The sequence below is a fragment of the Micromonospora sp. NPDC005291 genome, from assembly GCF_040607415.1.
GTDB lineage: Bacteria > Actinomycetota > Actinomycetes > Mycobacteriales > Micromonosporaceae > Micromonospora.
In genome coordinates, this window is record NZ_JBEXGR010000019.1 from 57982 (window position 1) to 84238 (window position 26257).

Below are 26257 nucleotides of genomic sequence, written 5' to 3' on the forward strand. Positions count from 1 at the left end.
ATGAGCACGCTGAAGGACCGCCTCACTGCCGACATGCGTTCCGCGCTCAAGGCGCGCGACGAGCTGACCACCTCCACGCTGCGGATGGCCCTGGCCGCCGTCGGCACCGCCGAGGTCGCTGGCAAGGCCAAGCGCGAGCTCACCGATGACGAGGTGCTCGCGGTGCTGACCAAGGAAGCCAAGAAGCGCCGGGAGGCGGCCACCGCGTTCGGCGACGCCGGCCGCGCCGCGCAGGCCGCCAAGGAGACCGCCGAGGGCGAGGTGTTGGACCGCTACCTGCCCAAGCAGCTCTCGGAGGCCGAGCTGACCGAGCTGGTGTCGGGGGCGCTCGCCGCGGGCGGCTTCACCGGAAAGGCCCAGATGGGCCCGGCCATGAAGGCGGCCCAGGCCGCGGTGGCGGGCCAGGCCGAGGGTGGTCGGGTGGCAGCCGAGGTACGCCGGCAGCTCGGCCTCTGACCGACCGGCGCGCCCCCGATCGGCGGTGTCGCGATCACCGGCCCGGATCAGGGGCGGTAGCCGCAGCCAGCCAATAGTCCGTACAGACGAACGGGCGGGCACCCGGAGAGGGTGCCCGCCCGTTGTGTCCTACTCGTCTGCTCAGCCGCCCGGGCGACCGCCGCCGCCGGGTCGGCCGGGCGGGTTGCCGGGCTGACCCGGCGTGCCCGGCTTGTTGTCCGGCGTGCTACCGCCACCGCTGCTGACCTGGATGGTGACGAGGCCACCCTTTATCGTGCGTCCGTCCGGGCTGGTGCCGGCCGCGTCGCCGGCCTTGCAGGACGACGGCACCCTCGCCTCGGAGACGACCGGTTCGAAGCCGGCGCCCTTGAGCCGGGACTTCGCCTGATCCACCGACACACACTTCACGTCGGGGATGCTGCGCTGGTCACCCTCGGAGATCTTCTGGCCCGGCGGCTCGAAACCGATCCGCGGTTTGCCCTTCATCGCGTCCCGCAGCGTCTCCCACACCGGCGGGTTGATGCCGTCCTTCTCCCCGTGCTTCATCTTGACGTTGGTCTGCGGCCAGTCCGGGTCGGCCATGATGCCGGCGACCGCGTACTGCTTGGTCATCGCGACCAGGGCGGCGGTCTTCTCTGAGTCGGTGGTGCCGGACTTGCCGGCCACCGGCGCACCGACGGCGCCACGCACGTTGCCGGCGGTGGCTCCGGTGCACCGGGATGAGGACGACCGATCACCGACCGGGCAACGGGCCGCGTCCACCGCGGCGCGGGCCACCTCGGTGCTGAACCGCTTCTCGCAGCGCGGGTTGGCGATGTCGAGCTTTTTGCCCTCCGGGTCGCGGATCTCCTGCACCGGGATCGGCTCGCAGTAGGTGCCGTCGGCGGCCAGTGTCGCGTAGGCGTTGGCCAGATCCAGCGGGGTGGTCTGCGAGACACCCAGGGTGAACGCACCCCACTGGTGCGCACCCTTCTCCAGGTCCAGATCCTCCTGGGACCGGAAGTTGATGCCCAGCCTCTTGGCGGCCTTGACCACGTTCTCCGCACCGACCTGCTGTTCCAGTGGCACGAAGAAGGTGTTGACCGACCTGCCGAACGCGCTCCACATGTTGTGCACGCCGGCCATGCTGTCCGTCGAGTTCGTGGGGCAGTAGAAGTTGGTCCCCGGACAGGCTGCCGGGCCCGGCTGGATGATGTATTCCGACTTGAACTGCTTTGGCGCGTTGATGGTGTAGCTGAGGGGAATGCCCTTCTCCAGCGCGGCCACGATGGTGAACATCTTGAAGGTCGAGCCGGCCTGGTATCCGGTGATGCCGTTGCCGCCGGTGAGTAGCGGGTTGACCGTCGCCGGGTAGTTGCCCCGGATGCCCTTCTTGCTCTTCGCGGGATCGCTGGAGATCTTGTTCTTCGGGTTCTTCGGGTCGTCCAGCTTGAACTGCCGGTTGACCGCGAGGGCCCGGACCCGGCCGGTGCCCGGCTCAACCACCGCGACCATGGCGGCTTCCTTGCTGGTCTCTTTCTTGGCCCTGCGGACCGCCGCGTCCGCGCCCTTCTGCGCCTGGACGTCGATCGAGGTCACGACGGTGTAGCCGCCGCTCTTCAGTCGCCGCTCCCGGTCGTACGTGGTCGAACCGAACGTCTCCTGATCCATCCACCAGCGGTAGAAGTAGTCGCAGAAGAAGCCCCAACTGTTGACGTTGGCGGCGACGCAGCCGTTCGGGGTGCGCTTGTCCTTCACTGCCAGCTTGGTCGCCTTGGCGGCGTCGGCCTCCTGCTGGGTGATGGCCTTGATGTCGACCATGTTCTGGATGACGTAGTCGCGCCGGTCCAGGGCGAGCGGGTATCCGGCCTTGGTGGTCGGGTCGTTCGTCGTCGGTGCCTTGACCATGCCGGCCAGCAGCGCCGCTTCCTCGATCTTGAGCTTGCTCGGCGGCTTACCGAAGTAGACCTGGCTGGCGGCGAAGATGCCGTACGCGCCGTTGCCGAACGAGGCGAGGTTGAGGTAGCGGGTGAGGATCTCGTCCTTGGAGAATTCCTTGTCGACCTGGAGAGCCAGCCGCATTTCGCGGAGCTTGCGGGCGCTGGTGTCCTCGGTCGCCGCGACCACGTCGGCCGGGTGGGTGGCCGAGTAGGCGATGGCCAGCCGGACGTACTGCATGGTCAGCGTCGAGGCACCCTGCCGGCCGGAGCCCTCGCTCTGGTTGTTGACGAACGCGCGGGCGACACCGTTGATGTCGACGCCGTTGTGCTTGTAGAAGTCATGGTCCTCGGCCGCGATGATGGCCTTCTGCATGAACGGCGAGATGTCGGCGAGCTTCACGTCGCGCCGGTTCTCGTCGTACATGGTCGCGAGCGGTGTCTTGCCGTCCGAAGCCAGCAGGTAGCTGATCTGCGGCGCGCGGGCCACCGTCAGCTCCGTGGGCAGGGCGCCGAATGTCTGGGCACCGGCCTTGGCGGCCAAGCCGGACATCGCCACTGCGGGGAAGGCCGCCGCAGCGACCACCACGCCGGCCAGCAGGCCACATACGAGTAGCGATGCGGCGTTGGTCAGCACATTGTGGTCACGTTTCCGCATCCAGGTCACCTCAGCAGGGTACGCGAGTAGGGAACGAGGGGCGCTGGGGCGTTCTTTCCCCATTTCCTGCGTGCGCTGCCCTCGTTGTGCTAAACGCACGACCCCCCGTGCTTGGTTGCGTGTGACCTGGCGTGAGTCTCCTCCGATTCAAGGAGGCGGCGCAGCGTTATCGCTGACCTCGGCGGGGTAACCGGCGGGCGAAGGCCCGGGAAGCCGGGAGTGTCCGGAATGATGGATTTAGCCGACAACGTTGCGTAATCAGTCGACTACAGAGCATGATGGGGGCGGCGACAGCGCCACATGTCGTCCGCGCCGCCTTGGGGAAGGCGGGCCGGGCGATCGGGGGGAATTGCCGGCTGGCGTGCATCGACGAGGTCGGTAGGTACTGCAAGGGGGGACGTGTACACATGGGCATGATCACTGACTGGCCGACGCTGGCGGCATGTCAGAACGGGGACCCGGACGCGTTGTTCGTACAGGGCGCCGAACAGAACGTGGCGAAGCGAATCTGCCGGAGCTGCCCAGTTCGGTACGAGTGCCTGGCCGACGCGCTGGACAACCGGATCGAGTTCGGTGTGTGGGGCGGCATGACCGAACGCGAACGGCGGGCACTGCTGCGTCGTCACCCGCAGGTGACGAGCTGGCGCAAGATGTTCGAGGCCGCGATGAAGAAGAACAGCAAGGACAAGGCCGGCAAGGACAAGATCCTCGTCAGTGCGGCCAACTGACGCCGGTCACGACCGGCTGATCGCCGCACCGATCGTCCGTAGCCCGTCGACGTCGTGCACGTCGGCGGGCTGCGCCGTTACCGACACCGCCGGCACCGCCGGGAACGCCTCGGTGAACCGCGCGGCGACCTGCTGCTCGCGTACCGCCTGACGGGCCAGCGCCGCATGCGCCCGCAGCACGTCGGCGGTGGCCTCATGCCCACCCAGCTCGGTCAGCCGCTCGGCGGCGACCCGGCTCCGCTCGGCATCCAGCTGCGGCACCACGGCTCGGTGCACCCGGTTGAGCACCAGACCGGCCAGCGGCATCCGCTCGTCCCGCAGACGGCCCGCGAAGTAGGCGGCCTCCCGGACCGCGTCCGGCTCCGGTGCCGCCACCAGCAGGAAGGCCGTCTCCCGCGCCTGAAGGATGCGGTACGTCTGCTCGGCCCGCTGCCGGAAACCGCCGAACATCGAATCCAGTGCGGCCACGAAGCCGGACAGATCGGTGAGCAGTTGTGCGCCGAGCACCTTCTGCACCACCTTCGAGAACATCCCGAACGAGGCCGTGACCAGGCTGAACATGCTCCGCCCACCACTGCGCGCCGGGGCAAGCAGCAGCCGCAGCATCCGGCCGTCGAGGAAACGGGAGAGCCGGGCCGGCGCGTCCAGAAAATCCAGGGCCGAGCGGGACGGTGGTGTGTCCACCACGATCAGGTCCCATTCGCCACGGGCGTGCAGCTGGCCCAGCTTCTCCATCGCCATGTATTCCTGCGTGCCGGCGAAGGTCGAGCTCATCGCCTGGTAGAACGGGTTCGCGAAGATCTCCGCAGCCTTCGTCGGGTCGGTGTGCTGAAGCACCACGTCGTCGAAGGTGCGCTTCATGTCCAGCATCATGGCGTGCAGCTCGCCGCCGCTGGCCTCGACGTCGATCCCCTTGACCTGGCGTGGAGTGTTGTCCAGCTCGGTCAGGCCGAGCGACTGGGCCAGCCGGCGGGCCGGGTCGATGGTGAGCACCACCGTGCGCCGACCGTGCTGCTCGGCGGCCCGCAGCGCCAGCGCCGCGGCTGTGGTCGTCTTGCCGACCCCGCCGGCACCGCAGCACACGACGATCCGCACGCCCGGGTCGGCGAGGATCTGGTCGACGTCCAGCTGCGGCGCCGCGTCTTCGGAAGGCACCAATCGAGCGTATCGGGCCGGGTGGGTCCAGCGCCCGCGCAGAGCTCAGGTGTGAGTCAATCGGCCCGGACGAGGGCCTGAGCCAGTGTCGCGAGCCCCGCCCGGTCGACCCCGTCGGGCAACAAGGGCAGCTCGACCATCGGCAGCCCCAGCTCCACCAGGTCGGCCCGGAGCGAATCCTCCAGCTCGCGCCGGATGAGCTGGTCACGCGCCTCGTCGTGCAACCCGGCCACAATGTCCCGATCGGCCGGCAGCCCGGCGGCGACCAGCCCGCGCTTCAGCTCGGCCGCGGTGACCGCCCGGCCGGCGGGCAGCGGGGGTCGAGTGCCGTTGACGATCACCTTTCCGATGCCGAAGCCGAGCGAGGTCAGGTCGGCGATCGCGTCCACCGTCTCCTGCACGGGCATCTCCTCCAGCAGCGTGACCACGTGCACCGCGGTGATCGGGGAGCGCAACAATGCGGCGACCCCCTCGCTCTGGGTCTTGATCGGGCCCACCTTGGCCAGCCGGGCCGTCTCGGCCGTGACGTTGAGGAACCGACCGATCCGCCCGGTCGGCGGGGCGTCCAGCACCACCGCGTCGTAGACGCGCCGCTGCCCCGAGGTGCGGGTCGTGGCCTCCTTCGCCTTGCCGGTGAGCAGCACGTCGCGCAGGCCGGGGGCGATCGTGGTGGCGAAGTCGATGGCGCCGAGCTTGCGCAACGCCCGGCCCGCCGCACCCAGCTTGTAGAACATGTCGAGGTACTCGAGCAGCGCTTCCTCGGCGTCCACCGCCAGCGCGCGCACCTCGCCGCCGTCCGGGGCGTCGGCGAGGTGTCGCTCCTCGTACGGCAGCGGATCGATGCCGAAGAGCTGGGCGATGCCTTGGCGCCCCTCGACCTCCAGCAGCAGGGTGCGCCGGCCCCCGGCGGCCAGCGCCAGCGCCAGCGCCGCCGCCACGCTGGTCTTGCCGGTGCCGCCCTTTCCGGTCACGACGTGGAGACGGGCCGACCATCCGGTACCGGCCGGGTCGGACGGCCGCTCAGCTGCACGCACCCGTCGAGCCTATCCAGGGTTGGCGGTCACGCGACCTCGCAGACCCACCAACCTGTCTTCTGCACCACTGTGAAGCGCAGGTCCTGGTCGGCCACCCGCTCGTCGGAGGTGGTCATGGTGACCCGGGTGGAGACGGTGGCCCGGTCTCCGGTCTGGTTGTCCACCTTCGGGGTGGTCCACCGGAAGCGCGGGCTCTGGTACTCGGAGGCGTACTTCTCCACCTCGGCCACCTTCGCGGCGATCTTCTCGTCGTCGCGGGAGGCGGCGCAGACGCGGCTGGTCGCCTTGGCCGCGTCGCGATCCTTGTAGACCGCGGTGAGGAACTCGTCGACGGCGACCGCAGGCTCCTTGGCGCCCTCGCCGTCCTCAACGTTGCGCAGGGTCAGGAACGCCACCGCGCCGCCGCCCACGCAGAGCACCATGATCACGACCAGTGCGATCGCCGCGATCAGCAACCCGCGCTTCTTCTTCGGCTCGACGGTGCCCTGGTAGGGCGGGTAACCCGCCGGGGGCGGCGGGATCGCGGAGGGGTCCTGGGTGCCCGGCTGCGTCGGTGCCGCGGCTGACGGGGAGCCGCCCGGTCCATCCGGCTGGCCGGCACCGCCGAACTGCCCGGGGAAGGTCGACGTGGGGACGGTCGGGTGGGCGGGGAGTGCCGCCGGGGCGGGTGGTGCGGGGAGCGCGAGCGGCCTGGACGGCCTGGGGGCCGGCTGGCCGGGGATGGCCAGAGCGCCGGGCTGGCCCGTGGGATCCGGGTGGGCCGGCGGGAGGGCGGGTGGGCCGGCCTGGTCGCCGCTGGGCGGTTGGGTCATCGTCTTTCCCCCGGGGGTGCGGCGCCCGCCGCCACCCCTGGCGTCGAGCGTGATCGAGCGGGCGGCCGGGCGCTGCGCGACCGTCCGACCGGAAGGGTAGCGGTCGATGACCGGATCGGTGTCGCCCCTGCCGTGCCCGCGCGGTCCGTCGATCTGGCTGGAGGGCTCTCGCGTTCGACGCGACGGTGATCCTCCTCCTTGCAATGTGTCGCATATGTGACTGGACATGACCGTATGTGCGCGTCCTATTGGCGGGACTGCGGCCACGGACCTACGTTCGTCCCGGTGCGGGGGCCGGAACGGACGAATGGGTCCGGACCGGAAGCGTGATCCGAGAGGTACGACCGGAGGCAGTGCATGCGCGACGCGGACAACATCCCTCGCACCCCGTTCCCGACCAACGACCGGCCGCGTCGGCCCGGGTCCATGGTCGAGGCCGGCGGGCAGGTCGGCAGCAAGCCAGTCAACGAACGGTCGTACCGCCGGATGCCGGAGCCGACGGAGGGGGTTCGGGCGCCGAACCGTCCCGCCGAGCGGGCTCGCGACGACGACGAGCCGGGCTTCGTCATCCACCTGCCGATCCGGGTGCCGAACCTGACGGCGGCGACCGTGCTGGCCGGCCGGGTGGCGGTGTCCCTGAGCTTCCTGCCCGAGCTGGATGCCGGCGAGACCACCGTGTCCAACGCTGACGACCAGAACAACCGGCACCGGGTCTTCTGCGACCTGCTGCTGCCCGATCGGTCCCGCTGCCCCCAGGGGTACGAGCACGAAGGGGCCTGCGGAGAGCTGCCGGCCGCGCCGGAGCAGCGTCCCGCGTCTCGTCCGGCCAGCGGACCGTAGGCTGTCCCTCGAACAATTCCGCACCGAGAGGGAGCCCTTCAGCGATGCAGAAGTGGGAATACTCCACGGTCCCGCTGCTGGTCCACGCGACCAAGCAGATCCTCGACAACTGGGGCGAGGACGGGTGGGAGCTCGTCGCCGTGGTCCCCGGGCCGAACCCTGATCAACTGGTCGCCTACCTGAAGCGACCCAAGGCGTGAGTAACGGTCCGCACGCGAAGCTCGCCGAGCTGGGGCTCGAGCTGCCCGAGGTCGTGCCGCCGGTGGCCAGCTACGTCCCGGCCGTGCAGTCCGGGCAGCACGTGTACGTCTCCGGCCAGTTGCCGATCGCTGAGGGCAAGCTGCTCGCGACCGGCAAGGTCGGCGCCGGGATCTCCGCCGAGCAGGCGAAGGACCTGGCCCAGCGGTGTGCGCTCAACGCGCTGGCCGCGGTCGACTCGCTGGTCGGCCTGGAGAACGTGGTCAAGGTGGTCAAGGTGACCGGTTTCGTGGCGTCCGCGCCCGGCTTCACCGGTCAGCCCGCGGTGATCAACGGTGCCTCCGACCTCCTGGGCACCGTCTTCGGCGAAGCCGGCCGGCACGCCCGCAGCGCCGTAGGGGTGGCCGAGTTGCCCCTCGACGCGCCGGTGGAGATCGAACTGATCGTCGAGGTCGCCTGACGCGTCGCCATCGCCCCGCGATCTTGCATTTCCGGCTGGGATGAAAGCCCTGAATGGGGATGAATCAGGGCCCGCAAGTGCAAGATCGCGGGGTGTGGCGGGCGGGGTCGTACGATCGCAGCCATGAGCGGGCACGTGACGGCGCCGGCGGCGGCGCTCGCCGACGAGCTGCCGACCTGGGTGACACTGCTGCGTGCGCCGAACCCGGGGCCGATGACCCTCGACGGCACCAACACCTGGGTGCTGCGCGCCCCGGCAGCCGAGTACGGCGTCGTGGTCGACCCGGGGCCGGCGGACGAGGGGCACCTGACCCGGATCGCCGAGCATGGCCCCGTCGGGCTGATCCTGATCACCCACGGACACCCCGACCACACCGAGGGCTCCGCACGGTTGAGCGAGCTTCTCGGCGGCGTTCCGGTACGCGCCGTGGACCCGGCGCACAGCATCGGTGCCGAGCCGCTGACCGCACCGGGTGCGCACTTCGGCGGCTTCGGCCTGGAGATCCGCCTGCTGGACACGCCAGGGCACACCGCCGACTCGATCTGCTTCCTGGTCGAGCACGGCGACGAGCGGGTGGTCCTCACCGGTGACACCATCCTCGGCCGGGGCACCACCGTGGTCGCCCACCCCGACGGGCACCTCGGTGACTATCTGAGCAGCCTGGAGCTGCTGTCCGCGTACCCGGGGATCCGGGCGCTGCCCGGGCACGGCCCGGCGTTGGCCGACTGCGGCGCCGCCGCCAACTTCTACCTCGCCCACCGCCGGGCCCGGCTCGACCAGGTCCGCGCGGCGGTCGCCTCCGGCGCCCATACGCCCGCCGACGTGGTGGCTGCGGTCTACGCGGACGTGGACCGCTCGCTCTGGTGGGCAGCCGAATGGTCGGTCCGTGCCCAACTGGAGTACCTGGGTGTCGACACCGGGGAATCAGTGCCCGGGGTCAGTGGGTTGGAGCACATGTGACCTGCCCCGTGTGTGGAACCGTCGCCGTTCCCGGCGCGCGGTTCTGCCACAACTGCGGTGCCGCGTTGCCGGCCGCCGCGACGTTGCCGGCGGCCGAGCGCCGGGTGGTCACCGTGCTCTTCGGTGACCTCTCCGAGTTCACCTCCTGGTCGGAGGATCTCGACCCGGAACGCGTCGGCGCGGTCACCGACCGGGTGCTCGCCGCCCTCGCCGGCGCGGTGAAGACCTTCGGCGGGCACGTCGACAAGCTGACCGGCGACGGGATCATGGCGGTCTTCGGCGCCCCGGTGGCGCACGAGGACGACGCCGAACGCGCGGTCCGGGCCGCCCTGTCCATGCAGCGGGCCGTCCGCCGGGTGCTCGACGACGAGCGCGGCGGCGGCGCGCCGCTCGGGCTGCGGGTCGGGCTGAACACCGGCGACGTCATCGCGGGTATCCAGGCCGCCATCGAGTACACGGTCATCGGCGACACGGTGAACACGGCCGCCCGGCTGGCCGACGCCGCCGCGGTCGGCGCGGTCTACGCCGGCGGGCGCACCACCGCCGCCACCCGGCACGTGTCCTCCTGGCGGACGCTGCGCCCGCTGCGGCTCAAGGGCAAGCGTGAGCCGGTCGAGGCGTACGAGCTGCTGGGTCTGCTGGACGCGCCGGGCACCCGTTCGGGGCTCGGCGACGAGGCGCCGTACGTGGGCCGGGAGACGGAGATCGGCCGGGTCGCCGGCCGGCTCGCCGAGGTGATCGACCAGGGTGACCCGAGGGTGCTGCTGATGACCGCCGAGGCGGGCATCGGCAAGTCCCGGTTCGCCGCCGAGGTCGAGCGCCTCGCCGCCGGGTACGACGTGGGGGCCGGCCGGTACGCGGCGCACACGGGTGCCCGGGTGCTCTCGGTGCGCTGTGCCGCGTTCGGTGAGCGGCGTCGGCTCGCGCCCCTTGCCGACCTGGTGCGTGCCGCCGTCGGCCTGCCCAGTGACGCCGCCACGGCACTGACCCGACCGGCGGTGGAGGAGAGGCTGCGACGCCTCGGGCAGCGGCTCGCCCGTTCCGGCGGTGAGACCGCGCCGATCGCCACCGAGCAGTTGCTCGCCCTGCTCGGCTACGCCGAACTCCCGGCGCACGGCGGCACCGACACCGGCGAGTGGGGCGGGTCGGGCACCCCGGCCGCTGACGCCGAGGCGGTGCCGAACGCGGTCGCCGACCTGCTCAGCGGGCTCGCCTCGGAGGCGCCGCTGGTGATCGTGGTGGACGACCTGCACGACGCCACCGCCGAGACGATCAGTGCCCTCGGGCTGGCCCTGTCCAGGCTCACCGGCCCGGTGCTGGTGCTGTTGCTCGGCCGCCCCGAGCTGGTCCGTACCGCCGGCGCGCTGACCCGGGTCGCGGACGCCGAGGTGCACTCCCTACCGCCGCTGCGCGGTGCGGACGCGGCGCGGCTGCTCACCACCTACCTCGGCGGCGGCAAGCTGCCGCAGGCCGACACGGACCGGCTGCTCGCCACCGCACAGGGCAACCCGTTCTACCTGGCCGAGTTGGTCACCCTGCTCATCGAGCGCGGAGCGCTCACCGAATCAGCGCGCGGTGTCCGCGCCACGGAATCAGCGCGCGGGGTCCACGCCGCAGCGGAGCGGCCCGGATCCGGCGAGCGGGACCAGAGCGCGGCGGCCGGCTGGCGGTTGGTGCCCGGTTCGCTGGGCAGCCGGCTGCTCTCCCGGGACCTCGCCGCCGTGCTCGCCGCCCGCATCGACGCGCTGCCGCCGGACGCCCGTTCGGTGCTGCGCGACGCCGCGGTGATCGGTGACGCGGTGCCGACCGGTGCCCTGGAGGCGATGCGCGAGCAGCGCTCCGGCCGCGATGGCCGACCGTCCGCGGTGATCGCCGTGGAGCTCGACCGGGCTGTCGAGGAACTGCTGCAACGCCGAATGCTGCACCGCTCCCGTACCGGCTACTCGTTCGCGACCCCACTGATGCGGGAAGCCGCGTACGCCGGGGTGAGCAAGGCGGAGCTGGCCGAGCGGCACGCCGCATTGGCCCGCTGGGCGGCGCCGACGGACGAGGCCGCGCCCGGATCGCCGGGTGGGTTTACCGACGAGGCCCGGGACGACTTCGTGGCGACGCACGTCGAGCGGGCCGCCACGCTCGCCGACGCGGTGAAGCTGCGCCCGGACGCGCCGGCCCGGACGGTGGTCCCGCTCGGCGTCGCCGCGCTCGGCCGGGCTGCCCGCCGGTCGCTGTCCGCCGGTGAGCCGGCGCTGGCCGTCGAGTACGCCGAGCGGGCCACCGAACTGGCTCGCGACGGGGTGCCGGCGGCCGATCGGGTGGTGCACGCGCGGGCGCTGCTCCAGGTCGGCCGGGTCACCGACGCCCTGGCGTACGCCGAGAAGATCTCCGCGAACGCGGGGGACGAGGCCACCCGGGTCAGCGCCCTGCTGCTGGCGGGGCAGGCCCAGGAGACCCTCGGCGATCAGGGCCGCGCGGTGACCGCCTGGCAGGAGGCGTTGCAGGTGGCCACGGCGGGCGGGCTGTCCACACAGCGCGCCACGGCGATGCGCCGGCTCGGCATGGCCGACTTCGTGGCCGGGCGGCTGAGTCAGGCGAGCAGTCGGTTGGCTGCCGCGTACCAGGTCAGCCTCGGCGCGCAGGACCGGCGCGGGCAGGCCTGGTCCCTGCAGAACCTGGCCTGGGTGACCACCACCCGGGGTGACTTCGCCGGCACCGACGCGGTGCTCGGCCGGGCCGCCCGGCTCTTCGCCGAGCTGAAGGACCCGTACGGGCGGGCCTGGTTGCGCGGCACGACGGCGTTCGCCCGGCTGCTCGCTGGCCGACTGCGCGAGGCGTGTCGAATGGCGCAGGTGTTCCTGCCCTTCGGCGAGCGGGTCGGTGAGGCGTGGGCGGTGGGCACGCTGCGCGCGGTGGCGGCGTTCGCGACCGCCGAGCTGGGTGACCTGGCCGAGGCGGACCGGGAGGCCCGGAGGGCGTACCGGGAGTTCGCCGCCGCCTCCGACGACTGGGGGCGCGGGTTCGCGCTGGTGGTCCGGGCGGTGGTGGCACGCGGGCTGGGCGAGCCGGAGCACGCGGCGGACCTGCTCACCGACGCCCTGGCGTACGCCGAGCGCACCTCTCACCCACTGCTCACCGGGATGGCCGGCACGCTGCGCGGCTTCGTCGCGTTGGACATGGGCGACTGCGAGACGGCCGAGCAGGTCGCCCGCGCGGTGCTGACGGCCGTGGAGCCGCACAACCCGCAGGCCCCGGCGCAGGTGGCACCCCGGGTGCTGCTGGCTACGGCCCGACTGGCCGCTGGTGACTCGGCGACCGCGGTCGGGCTGCTCGCCCCGGTGGCCACGGCCGCCGCGAACGCACCCTCGCTGCTCTTCTCCCGCCGCCAGACGATGGCCCAGTACGCGGCGGCGCTGCTCGCCCACGGTCAGCGGGATCAGGCGTTGGACTGGGCCCGGCGTGCGGTCACCGCACCGGCCGAGGACGTGCGCAGCCAGGTGATCGCGGCCAGCGTGCTGGCTGAGGCGCTGGCCGCCTGCGGTCGCCCGACGGAGGCCCTGTCCTGCGCGGAGGAGGCGGTCCGCCTGGCGTACGCGACCGAGCAGCGCAGCGAACGCGCCGCCGCTGACGCCCTGCGCGCCCGCCTCGCCGCCCTCGCCTAGCCGCGGCGGTCGGCAGGTTTCTGCCGGTTTCGGGGATGTGGTGGTCGGGGTGAGGAGCTAGCGTGTCACCACCGTGTGCCGGTCCACAGTGGTAACCGTCGCCGTGCCTGGGGAGGCCCTTCATGAAGCTGCCGCGTTCCATCGCGGGCTGGACCATCGCGGTCTTCGGCGTGTTGGCGCTGGTGATGGGCGCGGTCGGGCTGCTCTGGCCGGAGGCGCAGCTGCGCATGCTCGGGTTGGAGGTGCCGGCGACGCGTGCCGTTGGTGATCACACCGGCACGTTCCTGCTGGCGTCCTCGATGGCGGCGTTCAACATGGGCGTCTACTACCTGCTCGCTACGGTCACCGAGTGGCGGGTTTTCTACCGGTTCACTGTGGTCTTCCGGCTGGTCACGTTCACCGTGTTCACCATCGCCGTGCTGTCCGACATCGCTCCGGACCGGTTCTTCGGGGTGGCGGCCTGGGAAGGGCTGGGTGCCCTGGCCACCGCCATCGGCCTGCGCCTAGACGCCCGCAGGGGCGTGCCGGCCGGTGGAGTCGCAACGTTCGATGCCGCCGAGGCGGCCGCGGTCGCTGAGGAGGGTACCGGTCCGGCTGGTGCCGCTCCGGCGGACGCGGTGCGCTGAGCCACCGGCCGGGTTGGGTATTTTCGAGCGGTGACCGACACCCCGACCGGCCGCCTGCCGGTGCCGATTGTGCCCGGTCTGACCGATTTACGGGTATTTGCCCGGGGCGGATACGCGACCGTCTACCAGGCCACCCAGATCTCGGTGGGCCGCGAGGTCGCCGTCAAGGTGGAGAACCGGACGCTGGACAGCGAACGCGATCAGGCCCGTTTCCTGCGCGAGGCGCGGGCGGCCGGCCGGATGTCGTCGCACCCGCACGTGGTGGACCTCTTCGACGTCGGAGTCACCGTCGACCAGCACCCCTACCTGATCATGGAGCTCTGCGACGGTTCGTACGCCGAACGGATGCGCACCTCGCCGCTGGGCCCGGTCGAGGCTCGTGACCTCGGCATCAAGATCGCTGACGCGCTGGCCCACTCGCACGCGGCCGGGGTACTGCACCGGGACGTGAAGCCGGCCAACATCCTCTACTCGCCCTTCAACTCGGCGGTGCTCGCCGACTTTGGGCTGGCCGTGCTCGCCGAGCACCGCGACGCCTCGGTCACCCTGGAGGTGCTCACCCCGGCGTACGCACCGCCGGAGATGTTCAGCCACAGCCCGCCGTCCCCAGCCGTCGACGTGTACGCGCTCTGCGCCACCCTCTACGCGGTGATGCACGGTCGGCCTCCCCGCTGGCAGTCCGAGCGCAACCCCAGCCTGGTCACCGTGCTGGAGATGTTCAACCAGCCGCTCCCCGCCCTGCCCGGCGTGCCGGACGAGCTGATCGACGTACTGCGCGCCGGTATGACCAACGACCCGGCCGAGCGCCCCTCCGCCCTGGAACTGCACGACCTGTTCTCCAGCCTGCCCCTCGGCGCGCCGTCGGCGCCGGTCAGCGGCGCGCCGGTCAGCGGTGGCGCCACCCTCTCCGGCCCGTACGCGCCCAGCCAGCCGGTGGCCCGCCCACCCATCGAGGACACCCAGCAGACTGCCCCCGGTGGCCGGCGCTGGCGGCGCTGGTTCCTCGGCGGTGCCGGGGTGCTCGCGCTCGCCGCCTCCGCCACCGCCGGTGCCTGGGTCGCCGACCGGGCACCGCCGCCCGCCCCGAACCCGACGGTCACCCAGGTCGCCGCACCGGCGACCGGGCTGCTGCCCGGCTGCGCAACCGGCACCGGTGCGCCCACCGCCCTGCCCGAGGGTGCCCGGTGCCTGCCCGAGCTGGAGTGCTTCGGCCCGGTGCGGATCCGCGGCAGCCGCGCCGAGGCGGCCCGACTGTCCTGCGCTGGCCGACATACCTGGGAGACGTACGCCGAGGGCATCCTGCCGGTGTCGCTGGTCGGCGCCACCTACGACGAGGTGATCGCCGCTCAGGCGGTGCGGCAGGTGTGCAGCGCCACGACGTTCCGGTTGACCACCGGGATCGGCGAGCCGACCGGCTGGCACCTGGAGGTGCTACCGCCGGTCGACGGCAGCATCGACCGGACCTACCGGTGCCTGGCCGGGCGGGGCGTGGACGCGCTCATCGCGCCCACCCTCACCGGCCGCTGAGCCCGTTCGACCCGCGCCGCCGATCACGCACCGCACGCAACGCGTCCCGGCTGTCCAGGGCTTCCAGGGTGTCCGCGTCGATCCCGTACGGCATCAGCTCGGGCGGCCTGACGGTCCCCGAACGGTCCGCTTGCTCTGGCTCGTCGCCCTGACGGGCGGCGGAGACGGCGACGCCGGCCACCATGGTCAGCAGCACGCACAGTAGCGCGAGGACCACGCCGAGGAGATCCTGGCGGCGCCAGACGGCCATTGTGACCAGCAGCGCAAGGGCTCCCAGCGCCGCGACCACCGCCACCGTCCGCGCATCGGGTCTGGACAATTGACTCACCCGTCCAGCATGTCGTGACGGGGCCGGCTGTCAACCGCAGAACCGACGGCAGTGCCGATCGGTGTCGATCCTCGCGACCCGCCCGAACGGTTGGCCACGTCCACACACGGATTGGACGGAAGCCGCTACTCTCGGTGTCCCGCAGGCTCTTCCGGCAGCGAGGTCGCCCATGAACTCAGGCAGTTCGCAGTCCAGGCTCCGCTCGGTAGCGACGACCTTGGCGGTCGCCCTCAGCCTCGCGCTGGCCGCCGCCGCCGGTTGCGACAGTCGCAAGGAGCCGGACCTGCCGTCGGTGCAGGAGAAGATGCGCGAGACACATATCTACGGCCAGTCGAAGCTGCGGATCGGTGTCGCCACGAACGAGCCGCTCATGGGTGAGTTGCGAAACGGCCAGCACATCGGTTTCGACGTCGAGATCGCCCGATACGTCGCCACCTCCCTCGGCTACGAGGGGGACCAGCGGCTGGAGTTCGTTCCGGTGGCCACCGAGGAGCGGATCCCGGCGCTGCAGGGCGGCACGGTGGACCTCGTGGTGTCCAGCTTCTCCATGACCGAGAAGCGCAAGGAGGTGGTGAGCTTCGCCGGGCCGTACTTCGTCACCACCCAGGAGGTGATGGTGCCGACGCGGCTGAGGGGCAAGATCGGCACCATTGAGGACCTCCGGAACCCGGACTACAAGATCTGCACCAGCGGTGGCTCCACCAGCGAGGCCGAGCTGGAAAGTCACCAGGTCAGGGCGTTGGTCGTGAAGACCGTTGGCGATTGCGTCGCTGGCATCCGGGCGGGTCGCTACGACGCGGTCAGCTCCGACGAGACGATCCTCGCGGGCTTCCTGGCCCGTCACCCGAAGGAGTTCGAGATCGTCGACATGCCGTTCGGCACCAGCGAGTTGCTGGGCATCGGCGTGCCGATCGGTGACCCGGCACTGCGCGACCTGGTCGCGTTCTTCCTGCAGAAGAGCTACCAGCAGGGGCGGGACGGGCAGGCGACCCCCTGGCAGACCGCGTACAACCGGACCCTGGGCCCCTGGCTGATGGCCGAGAAGCGCCAGCCGCAGCCGTTGGAGGTGCCGAAGCTGGTCGACTTCGACGACAAGGCGCCCGCGAAGTGAGCACGGCGCCGACCGCCACCGGCGGCGACGGCCCGGTTCCGCCACCCCGCACGTCCGTGCCGGGCGACGCCGCCGTCCCGCCAACAATCGACGGTACGGCCGCACCCTCGCCAGCCGCCGACGGTTCGACCGCTGGTGCGCCGGCTGGCCTCGGCTGGCCGGCCGGAGTGCCGGTCGCCGAACCCGCCGAGCCGGTCGTCGCCGACGTCGAGCCCGGCCGGGTCCGATGGGACCCGGCAGAGCGCCGCGCCCGCGCCAGCCAGTCGTTCTGGACCGCCGTGGTGGGCGTACCGGCGATCTTCTCGGTGCTCCGCCTCGGGGTGGAGGCGGGCGGCGAACTCCAGACCACGCTGCTGCTGGTGGCGAACGTCGGGCCGGTCAATCTGCTCGCCGGTTTCCTGACCACGGCGGCCCGGCTGCTCTCGACCGGCATGGTCGCCGTCTTCGCGCTCGGCGCGGTGCTGGCCGTCAGCGCGGACCGTTTGCCGCCGGGCACCCGCCGTCGTCCGCTCTTCGCCCGATGGGCCGACATCACCCCCGCCTGGGTGGTGCTGGCCAGCTTCCTGCTCGCCCTGATCACCTGGCCGCTGCTCTACCTTCCGCTGCTGTTGCCGGCGTTCGTGGCCGCGTTCCAGCTCCGCCCCGGGCGGCTGCACGACCGGGCGGTGCCACGACTGCTGGTGATCGTGGCGCTGCTCGCCGGGTACGGCTGGCTGGTGCTGCCCACGCTGCGCGACGCGGTGGCGCAGGGAGGTGAGCGGCTGGTGCTGGTGCTGCTCGTGGTGCCGCCGCTGCTGGCCCTGTTCATCGCGGGGCCGCTGCCGGGCGTGGTGATCCGGCCGCTGGCGTCGGTGACCGAGGTGGCGGTGCTGGTCACGCTGGTCTGGGCCGCAGTGCCCGTGATCAGCACGCCGGTGCTGCCGCTGACCGTCACCACGGTGGGCCCGGAGAACGGACCCACCGAGGACGTACGCGGGCACGTGGTTACCACCGACGACGTCAACATGGCGATCCTGCAGGAACGGGGCGGCGTGCGGTACGTCCCGGTCGACCTGGTCCGCGCGCAGGTGCTCTGCCCGAGCGAGGAGGAGCTGCCCCGGCACCGGTTGCGCATCCACGACTTCCACATCGAGGATTCGCTGCTGGAGGGGATGGGTCGCCGAGTCCGCCCGGTCCACCGCATCGATGCCGCCTGTCGCACCCCAGCCTGACTGTCGCTCAGTACGACTTGTCCTGACCGAGGACGTGCTGGGCCACGAAGTTGAGGATCATTTCCCGGCTGACCGGGGCGATCCGGCCGGCCCGGACCGCGCCGAGCAGGGTCGCCACCCCGTACTCGGTGGTCATTCCGGCTCCGCCGAGCACCTGGACGGCGGTGTCGACGGCGAGCGCGGCGGCCTCCCCGGAGGCGTACTTGGCCATGTTGCCGGCGACCCCGGCCTCCAGGTCGCGGCCGGCGTCGTACAGGGTGGCGGCCTTCTGGATCATGAGGCGGGCCAACTCCACCTGCACCGCCGCGTGTGCCAGTGGGTGCGACACGCCCTGGTGGGAGCCGATGGTCCGGCCACCCCAGACCTTGCGGGTGGCGGTGTAGTCGCTGGCCCGCTCGATGGCGTACCGGCCGGTGCCGGCCCCCATCGCGGCCACGGTGATCCGCTCCGGGTTGAGCCCGGCGAAGAGCGCTGGCAGCCCGGTGTCCAGCGACTCACCGACCAACGCGTCGGCGGGCAGGCGCACGTCGTCCAGGAAGAGCAGGAACTGGTTCTCCGGGGACAGGATCTCCATGTCCAGCTTGGACCGGGTCAGCCCGGCCGCGTCGGTCGGCACGAGGAACAGCGCCGGCTTCAGTTTTCCGGTCGACGCATCCTCGGTCCTGGCCACCACCAGCACGTGGTCGGCCTCGTCGACCCCGGAGATGTAGCACTTGCGGCCGTTCAGCAGCCAGCCCTCGCCGTCCCGGCGAGCCACCGTGCCGAGCCGGTGGAAGTTGGAGCCGGCATCCGGCTCGGTGATCGCGAAGACGATCTTCTGGGACCCGTCGGCGAGGCCGGGCAGGTGCCGCTTGCGCTGCTCCTCGGTGCCGTGCCGGCTGACGATGGTGGCCGCGATGGCGGGGGAGACCACGAGCAACAGCAAGGGGCAGCCGGCCGCCGCCAGTTCCTCGCAGACGATGGCCAGCTCGGTGATACCGCCACCGCCGCCGCCGTACTCGGTGGGGATGTTGACCCCCAGGTAGCCGAGCCGGCCGGCCTCGGCCCACAGCTCGGTGGTGTGTTCGCCGGACTTCGCCTTCTCGACGAAGTAGCCATGGCCGTAGCGGCGGCCCAGCGCCCGCACGGCGTCGCGCAGTTGGTCCTGCTCAGGGGTGAGATCGAAGGTCATCGGGGGTTCTCCTCTTCAGTTGTCGATGACGGCCAGCACGGCACCGGTGCGTACCTGACCACCGGCCGGCACTGGCAGCTCGGCGACGACGCCGTCGGTCGGGGCGAGCACGGGATGTTCCAGCTTCATCGCTTCCAGCGTGAGCAGCAGGTCGCCGGCCGAGACCCGCTGGCCGACCTCGACGTGCACCCGGGTCACCGCGCCGGGCAGCGGCGCGAGCAGCGACCCGGCGGCCACCTCCGCGGTGGGCCGCGGGAGACGCGGCAGTTCGGCCAGGCTCGCCGCCCCGTCCGGGCCGTCCACGAAGAGCGTCGACCCCACCCGGTGTACGCGGTACGCGTGCCGCACCCCGTCGACGTCGAGCACCACCCGGTCCGGGGTGGCCTCGACGAGCGCCACGGCGGGGTCGGTCGCACTGGGTTCGGTGGCACCGGGGTCGGTCGCACCGGAGTCGGTCGCACTGGGCTCGGTGGACCACTCGGCGAGCCCGCCCGTGCGATCCAGCCGGTAGCGAACCTCGATCTCGCCCTCCGGGCCGGCGAAGCGAGTGACCTGCGGGACGGCCGGCACGTTGCGCCAGCCCGACGGCAACCCGGCCAGCACCCGAGCCTCGGCGCGTCGACCGGCGGCCGAGGCGAGCGCGGCCACGAGTGCGGCCAAGGGGAGCCGGTCGGCGGGGAGCAGCGGGGCGAAGACCTCCGCGTGCCGGTCCAGGAAACCGGTGTCGATCTCCACGGCACCGAACTCGGGACTGCGCAGGACCCGGACCAGCAGGTCACGGTTGGTGGTCACCCCGTGCAGCTCGGCCCGGGCCAGCGCGGTGGACAGCAGCCGGGTCGCCTCCGCGCGGGTGCGACCCCAGGCGATCAGCTTCGCCAGCATCGAGTCGTAGTGCACTCCGACCTCCGAGCCGGCCACCACGCCCGAGTCGAGCCGTAGGCCCGGCCCGGCCAGCCCGCCGAACTCGGTGGCCAGCTGAGGGACCGCGAACCGGTGCAGGGTGCCGGTGGCCGGTCGCCAACCCGCCGCGGCGTCCTCGGCGCAGAGGCGTACCTCGATCGCATGCCCGGTGCTGGCCGGCAGGGTCGCCGGGAGCGGCTCGCCCTCCGCGACGAGCAGTTGCAGCCCCACCAGGTCCAGCCCGGTGCACAGCTCGGTGACCGGGTGCTCCACCTGGAGCCGGGTGTTCATCTCCAGGAAGAAGAACTCCCCACCCGGGGCGAGCAGGAACTCCACCGTGCCCGCGCCCACGTAGTCGACGGCGCGACCGGCGGCCACCGCCGCCTCGTGCAACGCCGTCCGCACCCGCTCCGGGACGACCGCGGGCGCCTCCTCGACGATCTTCTGGTGCCGGCGCTGGATCGAGCATTCCCGGTCACCGAGGGCCACCACCCGGCCGTGGGTGTCGCCGAAGATCTGCACCTCGACGTGCCGGCCGCGCTCGACGTACCGCTCGATGAAGACCGTGCCGTCACCGAACGCCGCAGCCGCCTCGCGGCGTGCGGAGGCCACGGCCTCGGCCAACCCGGCCGAGTCCTGGACGATCCGCATCCCGCGCCCACCGCCGCCAGCGGACGCCTTCACCAGCACCGGGAAGTCGGTGATCTCGTCGGTGTCGGTCCAGCTCGGCAGCATCGGCACACCCGCCTCGGCGAGCAGCGCCTTCGCCGCCAGCTTGTCGCCCATCGCGGCGATCACCTTGGCCGGTGGGCCGACCCAGGTCAGCCCGGCGTCGGTCACCGCCGCGGCGAACTCCGCGTTCTCGGCGAGGAACCCGTAACCCGGGTGGACGGCGTCCGCGCCGCTGCGCCGGGCCGCGTCCAGGATCAGTTCGACCCGCAGGTACGTCTCGGCTGGCGTGTCACCCGGCAGCCGGACCGCCTGGTCGGCCTCGGCGACGAACGGCGCGGCGGCGTCGGCGTCCGAGTGCACGGCGACCGTCTCCACGCCGAGCGCCCGGCAGGTCGCGAAGACCCGGCGGGCGATCTCCCCCCGGTTGGCGACGAGCAATCGGTTGATCATGTTGGCTGAGCCTGCCTCTCGTTCGCCACTGCGGGGGATGCGGTTCGCTGCGTTCCTCGCGCTCACGGGCTTACATCCGGAAGACGCCGAAACCGTCGGCGCCCTTCACCGGTCCGTTGTGGATCGCCGAGAGGCAGAGCCCGAGGACGGTACGCGTGTCCCGAGGGTCGATCACCCCGTCGTCGTAGAGCCGGCCGGACAGGAAGAGCGCACCCGACTGCGACTCGATCTGCTGCTCGACCATCATCCGCATCGCCGCGTCGGATTCCTCGTCGTAGTCGCGCCCCCGGGCGGCGGCGGCCTGCCGGGCCACGATGGAGAGCACTCCGGCGAGCTGCGCCGGGCCCATCACCGCAGACTTCGCGTTCGGCCAGGTGAACAGGAACCTCGGCTCGTACGCCCGACCACACATGCCGTAGTTGCCGGCGCCGTACGAGGCACCCAGGTTCACCGTCAGGTGCGGCACCTTCGAGTTGGACACCGCATTGACCATCAGTGCGCCGTGCTTGATGATGCCGCGCTGCTCGTACTCGGTGCCGACCATGTAGCCGGTGGTGTTCTGCAGGAAGATCAGTGGGGTGTCCGCGGCGTTGGCAAGCTGGATGAACTGGGCCGCCTTCTGCGCCTCCTCGCTGAACAGCACCCCACGGGCATTGGCCAGCACGCCGACCGGATACCCGTGCAGCTCGCCCCAGCCGGTGACCAGCGCGTCCCCGTACGCCGGCTTGAACTCGTCGAAGTCGCTGCCGTCCAGGATGCGGGCCAGCACCTCGCGCGGGTCGAACGGCACCTTGAGGTCCGCGCTGACGATGCCGAGCAGCTCCTCCGGGTCGTACTTCGGTGGCTGTGGCACGGCCGTACGCGGCGACGGGCCCTGCTTGCGCCAGTTCAACCGGCGTACGCACTGCCGGGCCAGCCGGATGGCGTCCCGCTCGTCCTCGGCCAGGTAGTCCGCGAGCCCGGACGTGGCGGCGTGCATCGCCGCGCCGCCCAGCGACTCGTCGTCGGTGACCTCGCCGGTCGCCATCTTCACGAGCGGCGGCCCGGCCAGGTAGACCTGCGACCGGTCCCGAATCATGATCACGTGGTCGGACATCCCCGGCACGTACGCGCCACCGGCCGTGGCGTTGCCGAAGACCACGCTGACCGTGGGGATCTTCGCCGCGGAGAGCCGGGTCAGGTCGCGGAACACCCGGCCACCCGGGATGAAGATCTCTGCCTGGGTGGGCAGGTCCGCCCCGGCCGACTCGACCAGGTTGAGCATCGGCAGCCGGTTGGCCAGGGCGATCTCGCCGGCCCGTCGGGTCTTGGCGAGGGACCACGGGTTGACCGCGCCACCGCGTACCGTCGGGTCGTTGGCGATGATCAGGCACTCCACGCCCTCGACCACCCCGATGCCGGTGACCACGCTGGCCCCGACCGGGAAGTCGGTGCCGTACGCCGCCACCGATGACAGCTCCAGGAACGGGCTGTCGGCGTCCACCAGCAGCTCGATCCGCTCCCGCGCCAGCAGCTTGCCCCGCTTGTGGTGCCGGGCCACGTACTTCTCGCCGCCGCCCGCGCGAGCGGAGTCCAGGGCCTCGTCCAGCTCGGCGAGGCGCTCCAACAGCGCCTCCCGGTTGGCCACGCAGGCCGGCGACGACGGGTCGATCGCGCTCTCCAGTGTGCTCACAGGCCCATGCCCTTCGCGATGATCTCGTTCATGATCTCGGTGGTGCCGCCGCCGATGCCGAGGATCCGGGCGTCGCGGTAGTGCCGCTCCACCTCGGCGTCGCGCAGGTAACCGAACCCGCCGTGCAACTGCAGCGCCTGGTCGACCACCTGGTCGCAGGCGGCCACCGCGACGTTCTTGGCCATCGCCACCTCGGTCACCACCGGCTCACCGGCCGCGACCCGACCCGCGACCTCGTGCACGTACGCCCGGGCCGCCTCGGCGCGGGTGTGCATCTCGGCCAGCCGGTGCCGAACCACCTGCCGGCTGGCCAGCGGACGGCCGAAGGTCTCCCGGTCCCGGCACCAGCGCATGGCCAGCTCGACGCAGCGCTGCGCGGTGGCGTACGCCTGGGTAGCCAGTGAGAGCCGCTCCGCGGCAAAGTTCTGCATGATCGCCAGGAAGCCGGTGTCCTCCGCGCCGATCCGGTTGGCCACCGGCACCCGCACGTCGACGAAGGACAGCTCGGCGGTGTCCGAGCAGTGCCAGCCCAGCTTCTCCAGCCGACGTCCCACCGTGAACCCGGGGCTGCCCTTGTCGATGACCAGCAGGGTGAGGGAGCCGCTACCGGGGAAGTCCGTGCAGACCGCCGTGGTCACGAAGTCCGCCCGGTGCCCGCTGGTGATGTAGGTCTTCGACCCGTTCACCACGTAGTGGTCGCCGTCGCGGCGGGCGGTGGTGCGGATGCCGGCCACGTCCGAACCGCCGTCCGGCTCGGTGATCGCCAGCGCCCCGATCATCGTGCCGGCCAGGGTCGGCCGGACGTACCGCTCGATCAGGCCGTCGTCGCCGGGCGCGGAGCTGCTGCCGAGCCGGCCGCCCAGCGAGCCGCCGGTGTGTGCGCCGGCCGCCGCGACCATGTGCGGCAGCGCGATGCCGTGCGTGAACAGGGCCGCGATCAGACCGGACGAGCCGCCGGAACGGATCAGCTCCTCGGTCACGATGATCGAGTCGAGCAGGTCGCCGCCGCTGCCACCGACCGACTCGGGGAAGCCGATGCCGAGCAGACCAAGCTTCGCAGCGGTGGCGTGCAGGGATCTCGGCACCTCGCCGGCCCGTTCCCAGTCGTCCAGGTGCGGCAGCACCTCCCGGGTCACGAAGGCCCGGGTCAGCTCACGCAGCTGCCGTCGCTCGGGGGTGTCCACGATGCTCATGCCGCGGCCTCTCCGTCCACTGCCGCCGGCCCGGCCGACACGTCGGCCGGCAGGTCGACGATCCGGGCGCGCAGCAGCTCACCGAGCGCCTTGGCCTGCGGGTCGAACCGGGTGGACGCGGCCACCCCCGCCCCGAGCAGGCCCTCGATCACGAAGTTGACCGCACGCAGGTTCGGCAGCTCGTAGCGCCGCACCGACAGTGGCGCGGTCTCCGGCAGCAGCTCGGCCAGCCGCTCGACGGTCAACCAGGCGCGCAGCCACGCGTACCCGGCCTCGGAACGCGCCCAGACGCCGAGGTTGGCATCGCCGCCCTTGTCTCCGGAGCGCGCGCCGACCAGCTCACCGAGCACCCCGCGCCGGGTCGGGCCATCGCCCGCTGTCCCGCCGCTCGGTGCCGTCTCGGTCTCCAGGGCGGGAGTGGGGACGGTACGGATCGGTGCGGCGATCGGCACCCGCGCACCGCTGGGCAGCACCGCGACGTGCGCCACCGTGTCCTGTGGCACCGCGTCGGCGGTGAAGACACCGTACGGAGTCGCGTCGCCCGGCAGGGTGGTCAGCGTGCAGCCCGGGTACGAGGCCAGCGCCAGCTCCACCGCAGCTGCCGAGAACGCCCGCCCGGCCCGCGCCTTGTCGCTGTCGCGCAGGTGGACATGGAGCAGGGCGCTGGCAGCCTCGGTGTCGGCGGCATCCGGGTGGTCGGTCCGGGCCAGCACGAACTCCAGCCCGTCCTTGCCCACCGCCTCCTCGACCTGCCCCCGCACCAGGGTCGCCTTCGCCCCGATGTCCAGACCACAGAGGACGAACGTCATCGAGTTGCGGAAGCCGCCGAGGTTGTTGACGCCCACCTTGAGCGTGGCTGGCGGGGGCGTGCCCCGGACGCCGGAGACCCGGACCCGGTCCGGCCCGTCGGAGCGCACCGTTGCGGTGTCCAGCCTGGTGACCACGTCCGGCCCCAGGTACGCGGGCCCACCGATCTCATAGAGCAGTTGGGCGGTGACCGTCTCCACGGTGACCGCGCCACCGGTGCCCGGATGCTTGGTGAGCACCGTTGACCCATCGGCGTGCACCTCGGCGATCGGGAAACCGGGCCGGTGCCCGCCGTCGGGCAGCTCGGTGAAGAAGCTGAAGTTGCCACCGGTGACCTGCGCGCCGCACTCGACGAGGTGTCCCGCGACGGTCGCCCCGGCCAACTCGTCGAGGTCGTCACGGCCCCACCCGTACCGGGCGATGGCCGGGCCGACCACCAGCGACGCGTCGGTGACCCGGCCGGTGACCACCACGTCCGCTCCGCCGTCGAGGCAGGCGGCGATCCCGAACGCGCCGAGGTAGGCGTTCGCGCTCAACGCGTCCGGCCGCTGGATCGTGTCACCCTCGACGTACCCGACCGTGGCCGGCAGGCCCAGACGGTTGGCGAGTGCGTCGATGGCGGCGGCCAGACCGGCCGGGTTCAACCCGCCGGCGTTGGTGACGATCCGCACCCCCCGGTCGAGGGCGGTGCCGAGGCACGTCTCCAGTTGCCGCAGGAACGTCTTCGCATAGCCCAGGTCGGGGTCGCGCAACCGGTCCCGGGCGAGGATCAACATGGTCAACTCGGCCAGGTAGTCACCGGTCAGCACGTCCAGCTCGCCGCCGTCGAGCATCTCCCGCCAGGCGGTGAACCGGTCGCCGTAGAAGCCGGAGGCGTTTCCGATCCGGATCATGCCCGTACTCCGTCCGTGCCGGCGGGCTCTCGGCCGTCACCCGGCGGGCCGGCGAACGCCTGCGCCACGTCGAGCCACTCGTCCGCGACCGGACCGGTGGCGACCAGAGCGAGGTCCGCGCGGTGTCGGCGCTGGGTGACGAGTAGGCAGAAGTCCCGAGCCAGGCCGGTGAGCCGGTCGGCGGCGTCCGCCGGACCCCAGCTCCACGTGTCGCCGCCGGGGCCGACCAGCTCGACCCGGACCGGCGTCGTCGGTGCCACCCGGCCGTGCGCGGCGAAGCCGTGCCCGAGGGTACGCACACCGAGGTGCGCGACGTGCCGGAGCCGGTCGCTGGCGGGGCGGACGACGCCGAGCGTGTCGGCAACATCCTCGCCGTGTGCCCAGGTCTCCATGATCCGGGCGGTCGCCATTGAGGTGGCTGACATCTGGGTGCCGTACCAGGGCAGCTTCTCGCCGGCCGGGACGGCGGCCAGTGCGTCGGCGAGCGCTGTCCGGCCGGCCCGCCAGCGGGCGAGCAACTCCGCCGGCGGGGCGAGGAATTCGTCGGCGCCGTGGTCGACGAGCCGGGCCGGATCCGGGGCGGCCGTCACCGTCGCGAAGAACGCGGCGGGGTCGGTGGCTGCCAGCAGCGCCACGTGGTCGGTCCAGGCGAGGTGGGCGATCTGGTGCCCGATGCTCCAGCCCGGCGCGGGGGTCGGTCGTGCCCAGTCGGCCGCCGACAGAGGTGCCACCAGGGCATCCAGTTGGGCGGACTCGGCGGCCAGATCCGCGAGCAGGTCGGTGAGGTCGACCATGGTGCCTCCGGTCGGTGGTGGCCGGTGCG

21 protein-coding genes and 1 pseudogene are annotated in these 26257 nt (G+C 72.1%); 11 read left to right on the forward strand and 11 right to left on the reverse strand.

Features of this window, described 5'->3' with window-relative positions; translation table 11 throughout:
- The gene (locus ABZT18_RS23510) at window positions 1-456 is read left to right on the forward strand and encodes a GatB/YqeY domain-containing protein (RefSeq protein WP_354994631.1); all 456 of its coding nucleotides are present in this window, start codon (window positions 1-3) and stop codon (window positions 454-456) included.
- 141 nt (window positions 457-597) lie between these two features.
- On the opposite strand, the gene ABZT18_RS23515 is transcribed toward ABZT18_RS23510, so the two are convergent.
- Complete coding sequence (locus ABZT18_RS23515; RefSeq protein WP_354994630.1) at window positions 598-3030, reverse strand: transglycosylase domain-containing protein; 2433 nt, start codon at window positions 3028-3030, stop codon at window positions 598-600.
- A gap of 407 nt (window positions 3031-3437) precedes the next feature.
- Between ABZT18_RS23515 and ABZT18_RS23520 the strand changes: the two genes are divergently transcribed.
- Window positions 3438-3758 carry a WhiB family transcriptional regulator gene (locus ABZT18_RS23520; RefSeq protein WP_354994629.1) on the forward strand — a complete coding sequence of 107 codons (321 nt, stop codon included), beginning with the start codon at window positions 3438-3440 and terminating at the stop codon, window positions 3756-3758.
- A gap of 6 nt (window positions 3759-3764) precedes the next feature.
- Here ABZT18_RS23520 and ABZT18_RS23525 read toward each other — a convergent pair whose 3' ends face one another.
- The 3 genes and pseudogenes from ABZT18_RS23525 to ABZT18_RS23535 all read right to left on the reverse strand — a co-directional run.
- Complete coding sequence (locus ABZT18_RS23525; protein ID WP_354994628.1) at window positions 3765-4913, reverse strand: ArsA-related P-loop ATPase; 1149 nt, start codon at window positions 4911-4913, stop codon at window positions 3765-3767.
- 56 nt (window positions 4914-4969) lie between these two features.
- The gene (locus ABZT18_RS23530) at window positions 4970-5947 is read right to left on the reverse strand and encodes an ArsA-related P-loop ATPase (protein ID WP_354994627.1); all 978 of its coding nucleotides are present in this window, start codon (window positions 5945-5947) and stop codon (window positions 4970-4972) included.
- 26 nt (window positions 5948-5973) lie between these two features.
- Window positions 5974-6504 (reverse strand): annotated as a pseudogene (locus tag ABZT18_RS23535) (hypothetical protein); the annotation flags it as partial.
- 612 nt (window positions 6505-7116) lie between these two features.
- On the opposite strand from ABZT18_RS23535, the gene ABZT18_RS23540 reads away from it, so the two are divergent.
- The 7 genes from ABZT18_RS23540 (at window position 7117) to ABZT18_RS23570 (ending at window position 15026) form a co-directional block, all read left to right on the forward strand.
- On the forward strand, window positions 7117-7599 hold the full coding sequence (locus tag ABZT18_RS23540; protein ID WP_354994626.1) for a hypothetical protein: 483 nt from the start codon (window positions 7117-7119) through the stop codon (window positions 7597-7599).
- Window positions 7600-7643: 44 nt separating this feature from the next.
- Window positions 7644-7799, forward strand: coding sequence for a DUF4177 domain-containing protein (locus ABZT18_RS23545; protein ID WP_007466198.1), 156 nt, complete (start codon window positions 7644-7646; stop codon window positions 7797-7799).
- Window positions 7796-8257, forward strand: coding sequence for a RidA family protein (locus ABZT18_RS23550; RefSeq protein ID WP_354994625.1), 462 nt, complete (start codon window positions 7796-7798; stop codon window positions 8255-8257). Before ABZT18_RS23545 ends, ABZT18_RS23550 begins: the two co-directional genes overlap by 4 nt.
- Before the next feature lie 123 nt (window positions 8258-8380).
- Window positions 8381-9217, forward strand: a complete 837-nt coding sequence (locus ABZT18_RS23555; protein ID WP_354994624.1) for an MBL fold metallo-hydrolase — start codon at window positions 8381-8383, stop codon at window positions 9215-9217.
- A complete protein-coding gene (locus ABZT18_RS23560; RefSeq protein WP_354994623.1) occupies window positions 9214-12873 on the forward strand; it encodes an adenylate/guanylate cyclase domain-containing protein in 3660 nt (1219 codons plus the stop codon). Before ABZT18_RS23555 ends, ABZT18_RS23560 begins: the two co-directional genes overlap by 4 nt.
- 122 nt (window positions 12874-12995) lie before the next feature.
- Window positions 12996-13499, forward strand: a complete 504-nt coding sequence (locus ABZT18_RS23565) for a hypothetical protein (protein WP_354994622.1) — start codon at window positions 12996-12998, stop codon at window positions 13497-13499.
- Window positions 13500-13529: 30 nt separating this feature from the next.
- Window positions 13530-15026 carry a serine/threonine-protein kinase gene (locus ABZT18_RS23570; protein ID WP_354994621.1) on the forward strand — a complete coding sequence of 499 codons (1497 nt, stop codon included), beginning with the start codon at window positions 13530-13532 and terminating at the stop codon, window positions 15024-15026.
- Here the strand turns inward: ABZT18_RS23570 and ABZT18_RS23575 are convergent.
- Entirely contained in the window at window positions 15013-15354 is a 342-nt protein-coding gene (locus tag ABZT18_RS23575; RefSeq protein WP_354994620.1) for a hypothetical protein, read from the reverse strand. The genes ABZT18_RS23570 and ABZT18_RS23575 overlap by 14 nt on opposite strands.
- 169 nt (window positions 15355-15523) lie before the next feature.
- Here ABZT18_RS23575 and ABZT18_RS23580 point away from each other — a divergent pair, with 169 nt between their 5' ends.
- Both ABZT18_RS23580 and ABZT18_RS23585 read left to right on the forward strand, forming a co-directional pair.
- The gene (locus tag ABZT18_RS23580; protein ID WP_354994619.1) at window positions 15524-16465 is read left to right on the forward strand and encodes a transporter substrate-binding domain-containing protein; all 942 of its coding nucleotides are present in this window, start codon (window positions 15524-15526) and stop codon (window positions 16463-16465) included.
- A complete protein-coding gene (locus ABZT18_RS23585; RefSeq protein ID WP_354994618.1) occupies window positions 16462-17676 on the forward strand; it encodes a hypothetical protein in 1215 nt (404 codons plus the stop codon). The genes ABZT18_RS23580 and ABZT18_RS23585 overlap by 4 nt, the downstream gene beginning before the upstream one ends.
- Window positions 17677-17683: 7 nt before the next feature.
- Here ABZT18_RS23585 and ABZT18_RS23590 read toward each other — a convergent pair whose 3' ends face one another.
- The 6 genes from ABZT18_RS23590 to ABZT18_RS23615 all read right to left on the reverse strand — a co-directional run bounded on the left by ABZT18_RS23590 (window position 17684) and on the right by ABZT18_RS23615 (window position 26228).
- Complete coding sequence (locus ABZT18_RS23590; RefSeq protein WP_354994617.1) at window positions 17684-18847, reverse strand: acyl-CoA dehydrogenase; 1164 nt, start codon at window positions 18845-18847, stop codon at window positions 17684-17686.
- A 15-nt stretch (window positions 18848-18862) separates the two neighbouring features.
- Entirely contained in the window at window positions 18863-20869 is a 2007-nt protein-coding gene (locus tag ABZT18_RS23595; protein ID WP_354994616.1) for a biotin carboxylase N-terminal domain-containing protein, read from the reverse strand.
- A 70-nt stretch (window positions 20870-20939) separates the two neighbouring features.
- The gene (locus ABZT18_RS23600; protein WP_354994615.1) at window positions 20940-22541 is read right to left on the reverse strand and encodes a carboxyl transferase domain-containing protein; all 1602 of its coding nucleotides are present in this window, start codon (window positions 22539-22541) and stop codon (window positions 20940-20942) included.
- Window positions 22538-23734, reverse strand: a complete 1197-nt coding sequence (locus ABZT18_RS23605) for an acyl-CoA dehydrogenase family protein (RefSeq protein ID WP_354994614.1) — start codon at window positions 23732-23734, stop codon at window positions 22538-22540. Before ABZT18_RS23605 ends, ABZT18_RS23600 begins: the two co-directional genes overlap by 4 nt.
- On the reverse strand, window positions 23731-25434 hold the full coding sequence (locus ABZT18_RS23610) for an acyclic terpene utilization AtuA family protein (protein ID WP_354994613.1): 1704 nt from the start codon (window positions 25432-25434) through the stop codon (window positions 23731-23733). Before ABZT18_RS23610 ends, ABZT18_RS23605 begins: the two co-directional genes overlap by 4 nt.
- Window positions 25431-26228, reverse strand: coding sequence for a TIGR03084 family metal-binding protein (locus ABZT18_RS23615; RefSeq protein ID WP_354994612.1), 798 nt, complete (start codon window positions 26226-26228; stop codon window positions 25431-25433). Before ABZT18_RS23615 ends, ABZT18_RS23610 begins: the two co-directional genes overlap by 4 nt.
- Window positions 26229-26257: the final 29 nt, after the last annotated feature.

Coding starts and splice junctions, on each gene's coding strand:
- ABZT18_RS23510 (WP_354994631.1), top strand. CDS start 1: ATGAGCACGCTGAAGGACCGCCTCACTGCCGACATGCGTTCCGCGCTC.
- ABZT18_RS23615 (WP_354994612.1), bottom strand. CDS start 26,228: ATGGTCGACCTCACCGACCTGCTCGCGGATCTGGCCGCCGAGTCCGCC.
- ABZT18_RS23595 (WP_354994616.1), bottom strand. CDS start 20,869: ATGATCAACCGATTGCTCGTCGCCAACCGGGGGGAGATCGCCCGCCGG.
- ABZT18_RS23545 (WP_007466198.1), top strand. CDS start 7,644: ATGCAGAAGTGGGAATACTCCACGGTCCCGCTGCTGGTCCACGCGACC.
- ABZT18_RS23565 (WP_354994622.1), top strand. CDS start 12,996: ATGAAGCTGCCGCGTTCCATCGCGGGCTGGACCATCGCGGTCTTCGGC.
- ABZT18_RS23590 (WP_354994617.1), bottom strand. CDS start 18,847: ATGACCTTCGATCTCACCCCTGAGCAGGACCAACTGCGCGACGCCGTG.
- ABZT18_RS23540 (WP_354994626.1), top strand. CDS start 7,117: ATGCGCGACGCGGACAACATCCCTCGCACCCCGTTCCCGACCAACGAC.
- ABZT18_RS23605 (WP_354994614.1), bottom strand. CDS start 23,734: ATGAGCATCGTGGACACCCCCGAGCGACGGCAGCTGCGTGAGCTGACC.
- ABZT18_RS23520 (WP_354994629.1), top strand. CDS start 3,438: ATGGGCATGATCACTGACTGGCCGACGCTGGCGGCATGTCAGAACGGG.
- ABZT18_RS23515 (WP_354994630.1), bottom strand. CDS start 3,030: ATGCGGAAACGTGACCACAATGTGCTGACCAACGCCGCATCGCTACTC.
- ABZT18_RS23610 (WP_354994613.1), bottom strand. CDS start 25,434: ATGATCCGGATCGGAAACGCCTCCGGCTTCTACGGCGACCGGTTCACC.
- ABZT18_RS23580 (WP_354994619.1), top strand. CDS start 15,524: ATGAACTCAGGCAGTTCGCAGTCCAGGCTCCGCTCGGTAGCGACGACC.
- ABZT18_RS23555 (WP_354994624.1), top strand. CDS start 8,381: ATGAGCGGGCACGTGACGGCGCCGGCGGCGGCGCTCGCCGACGAGCTG.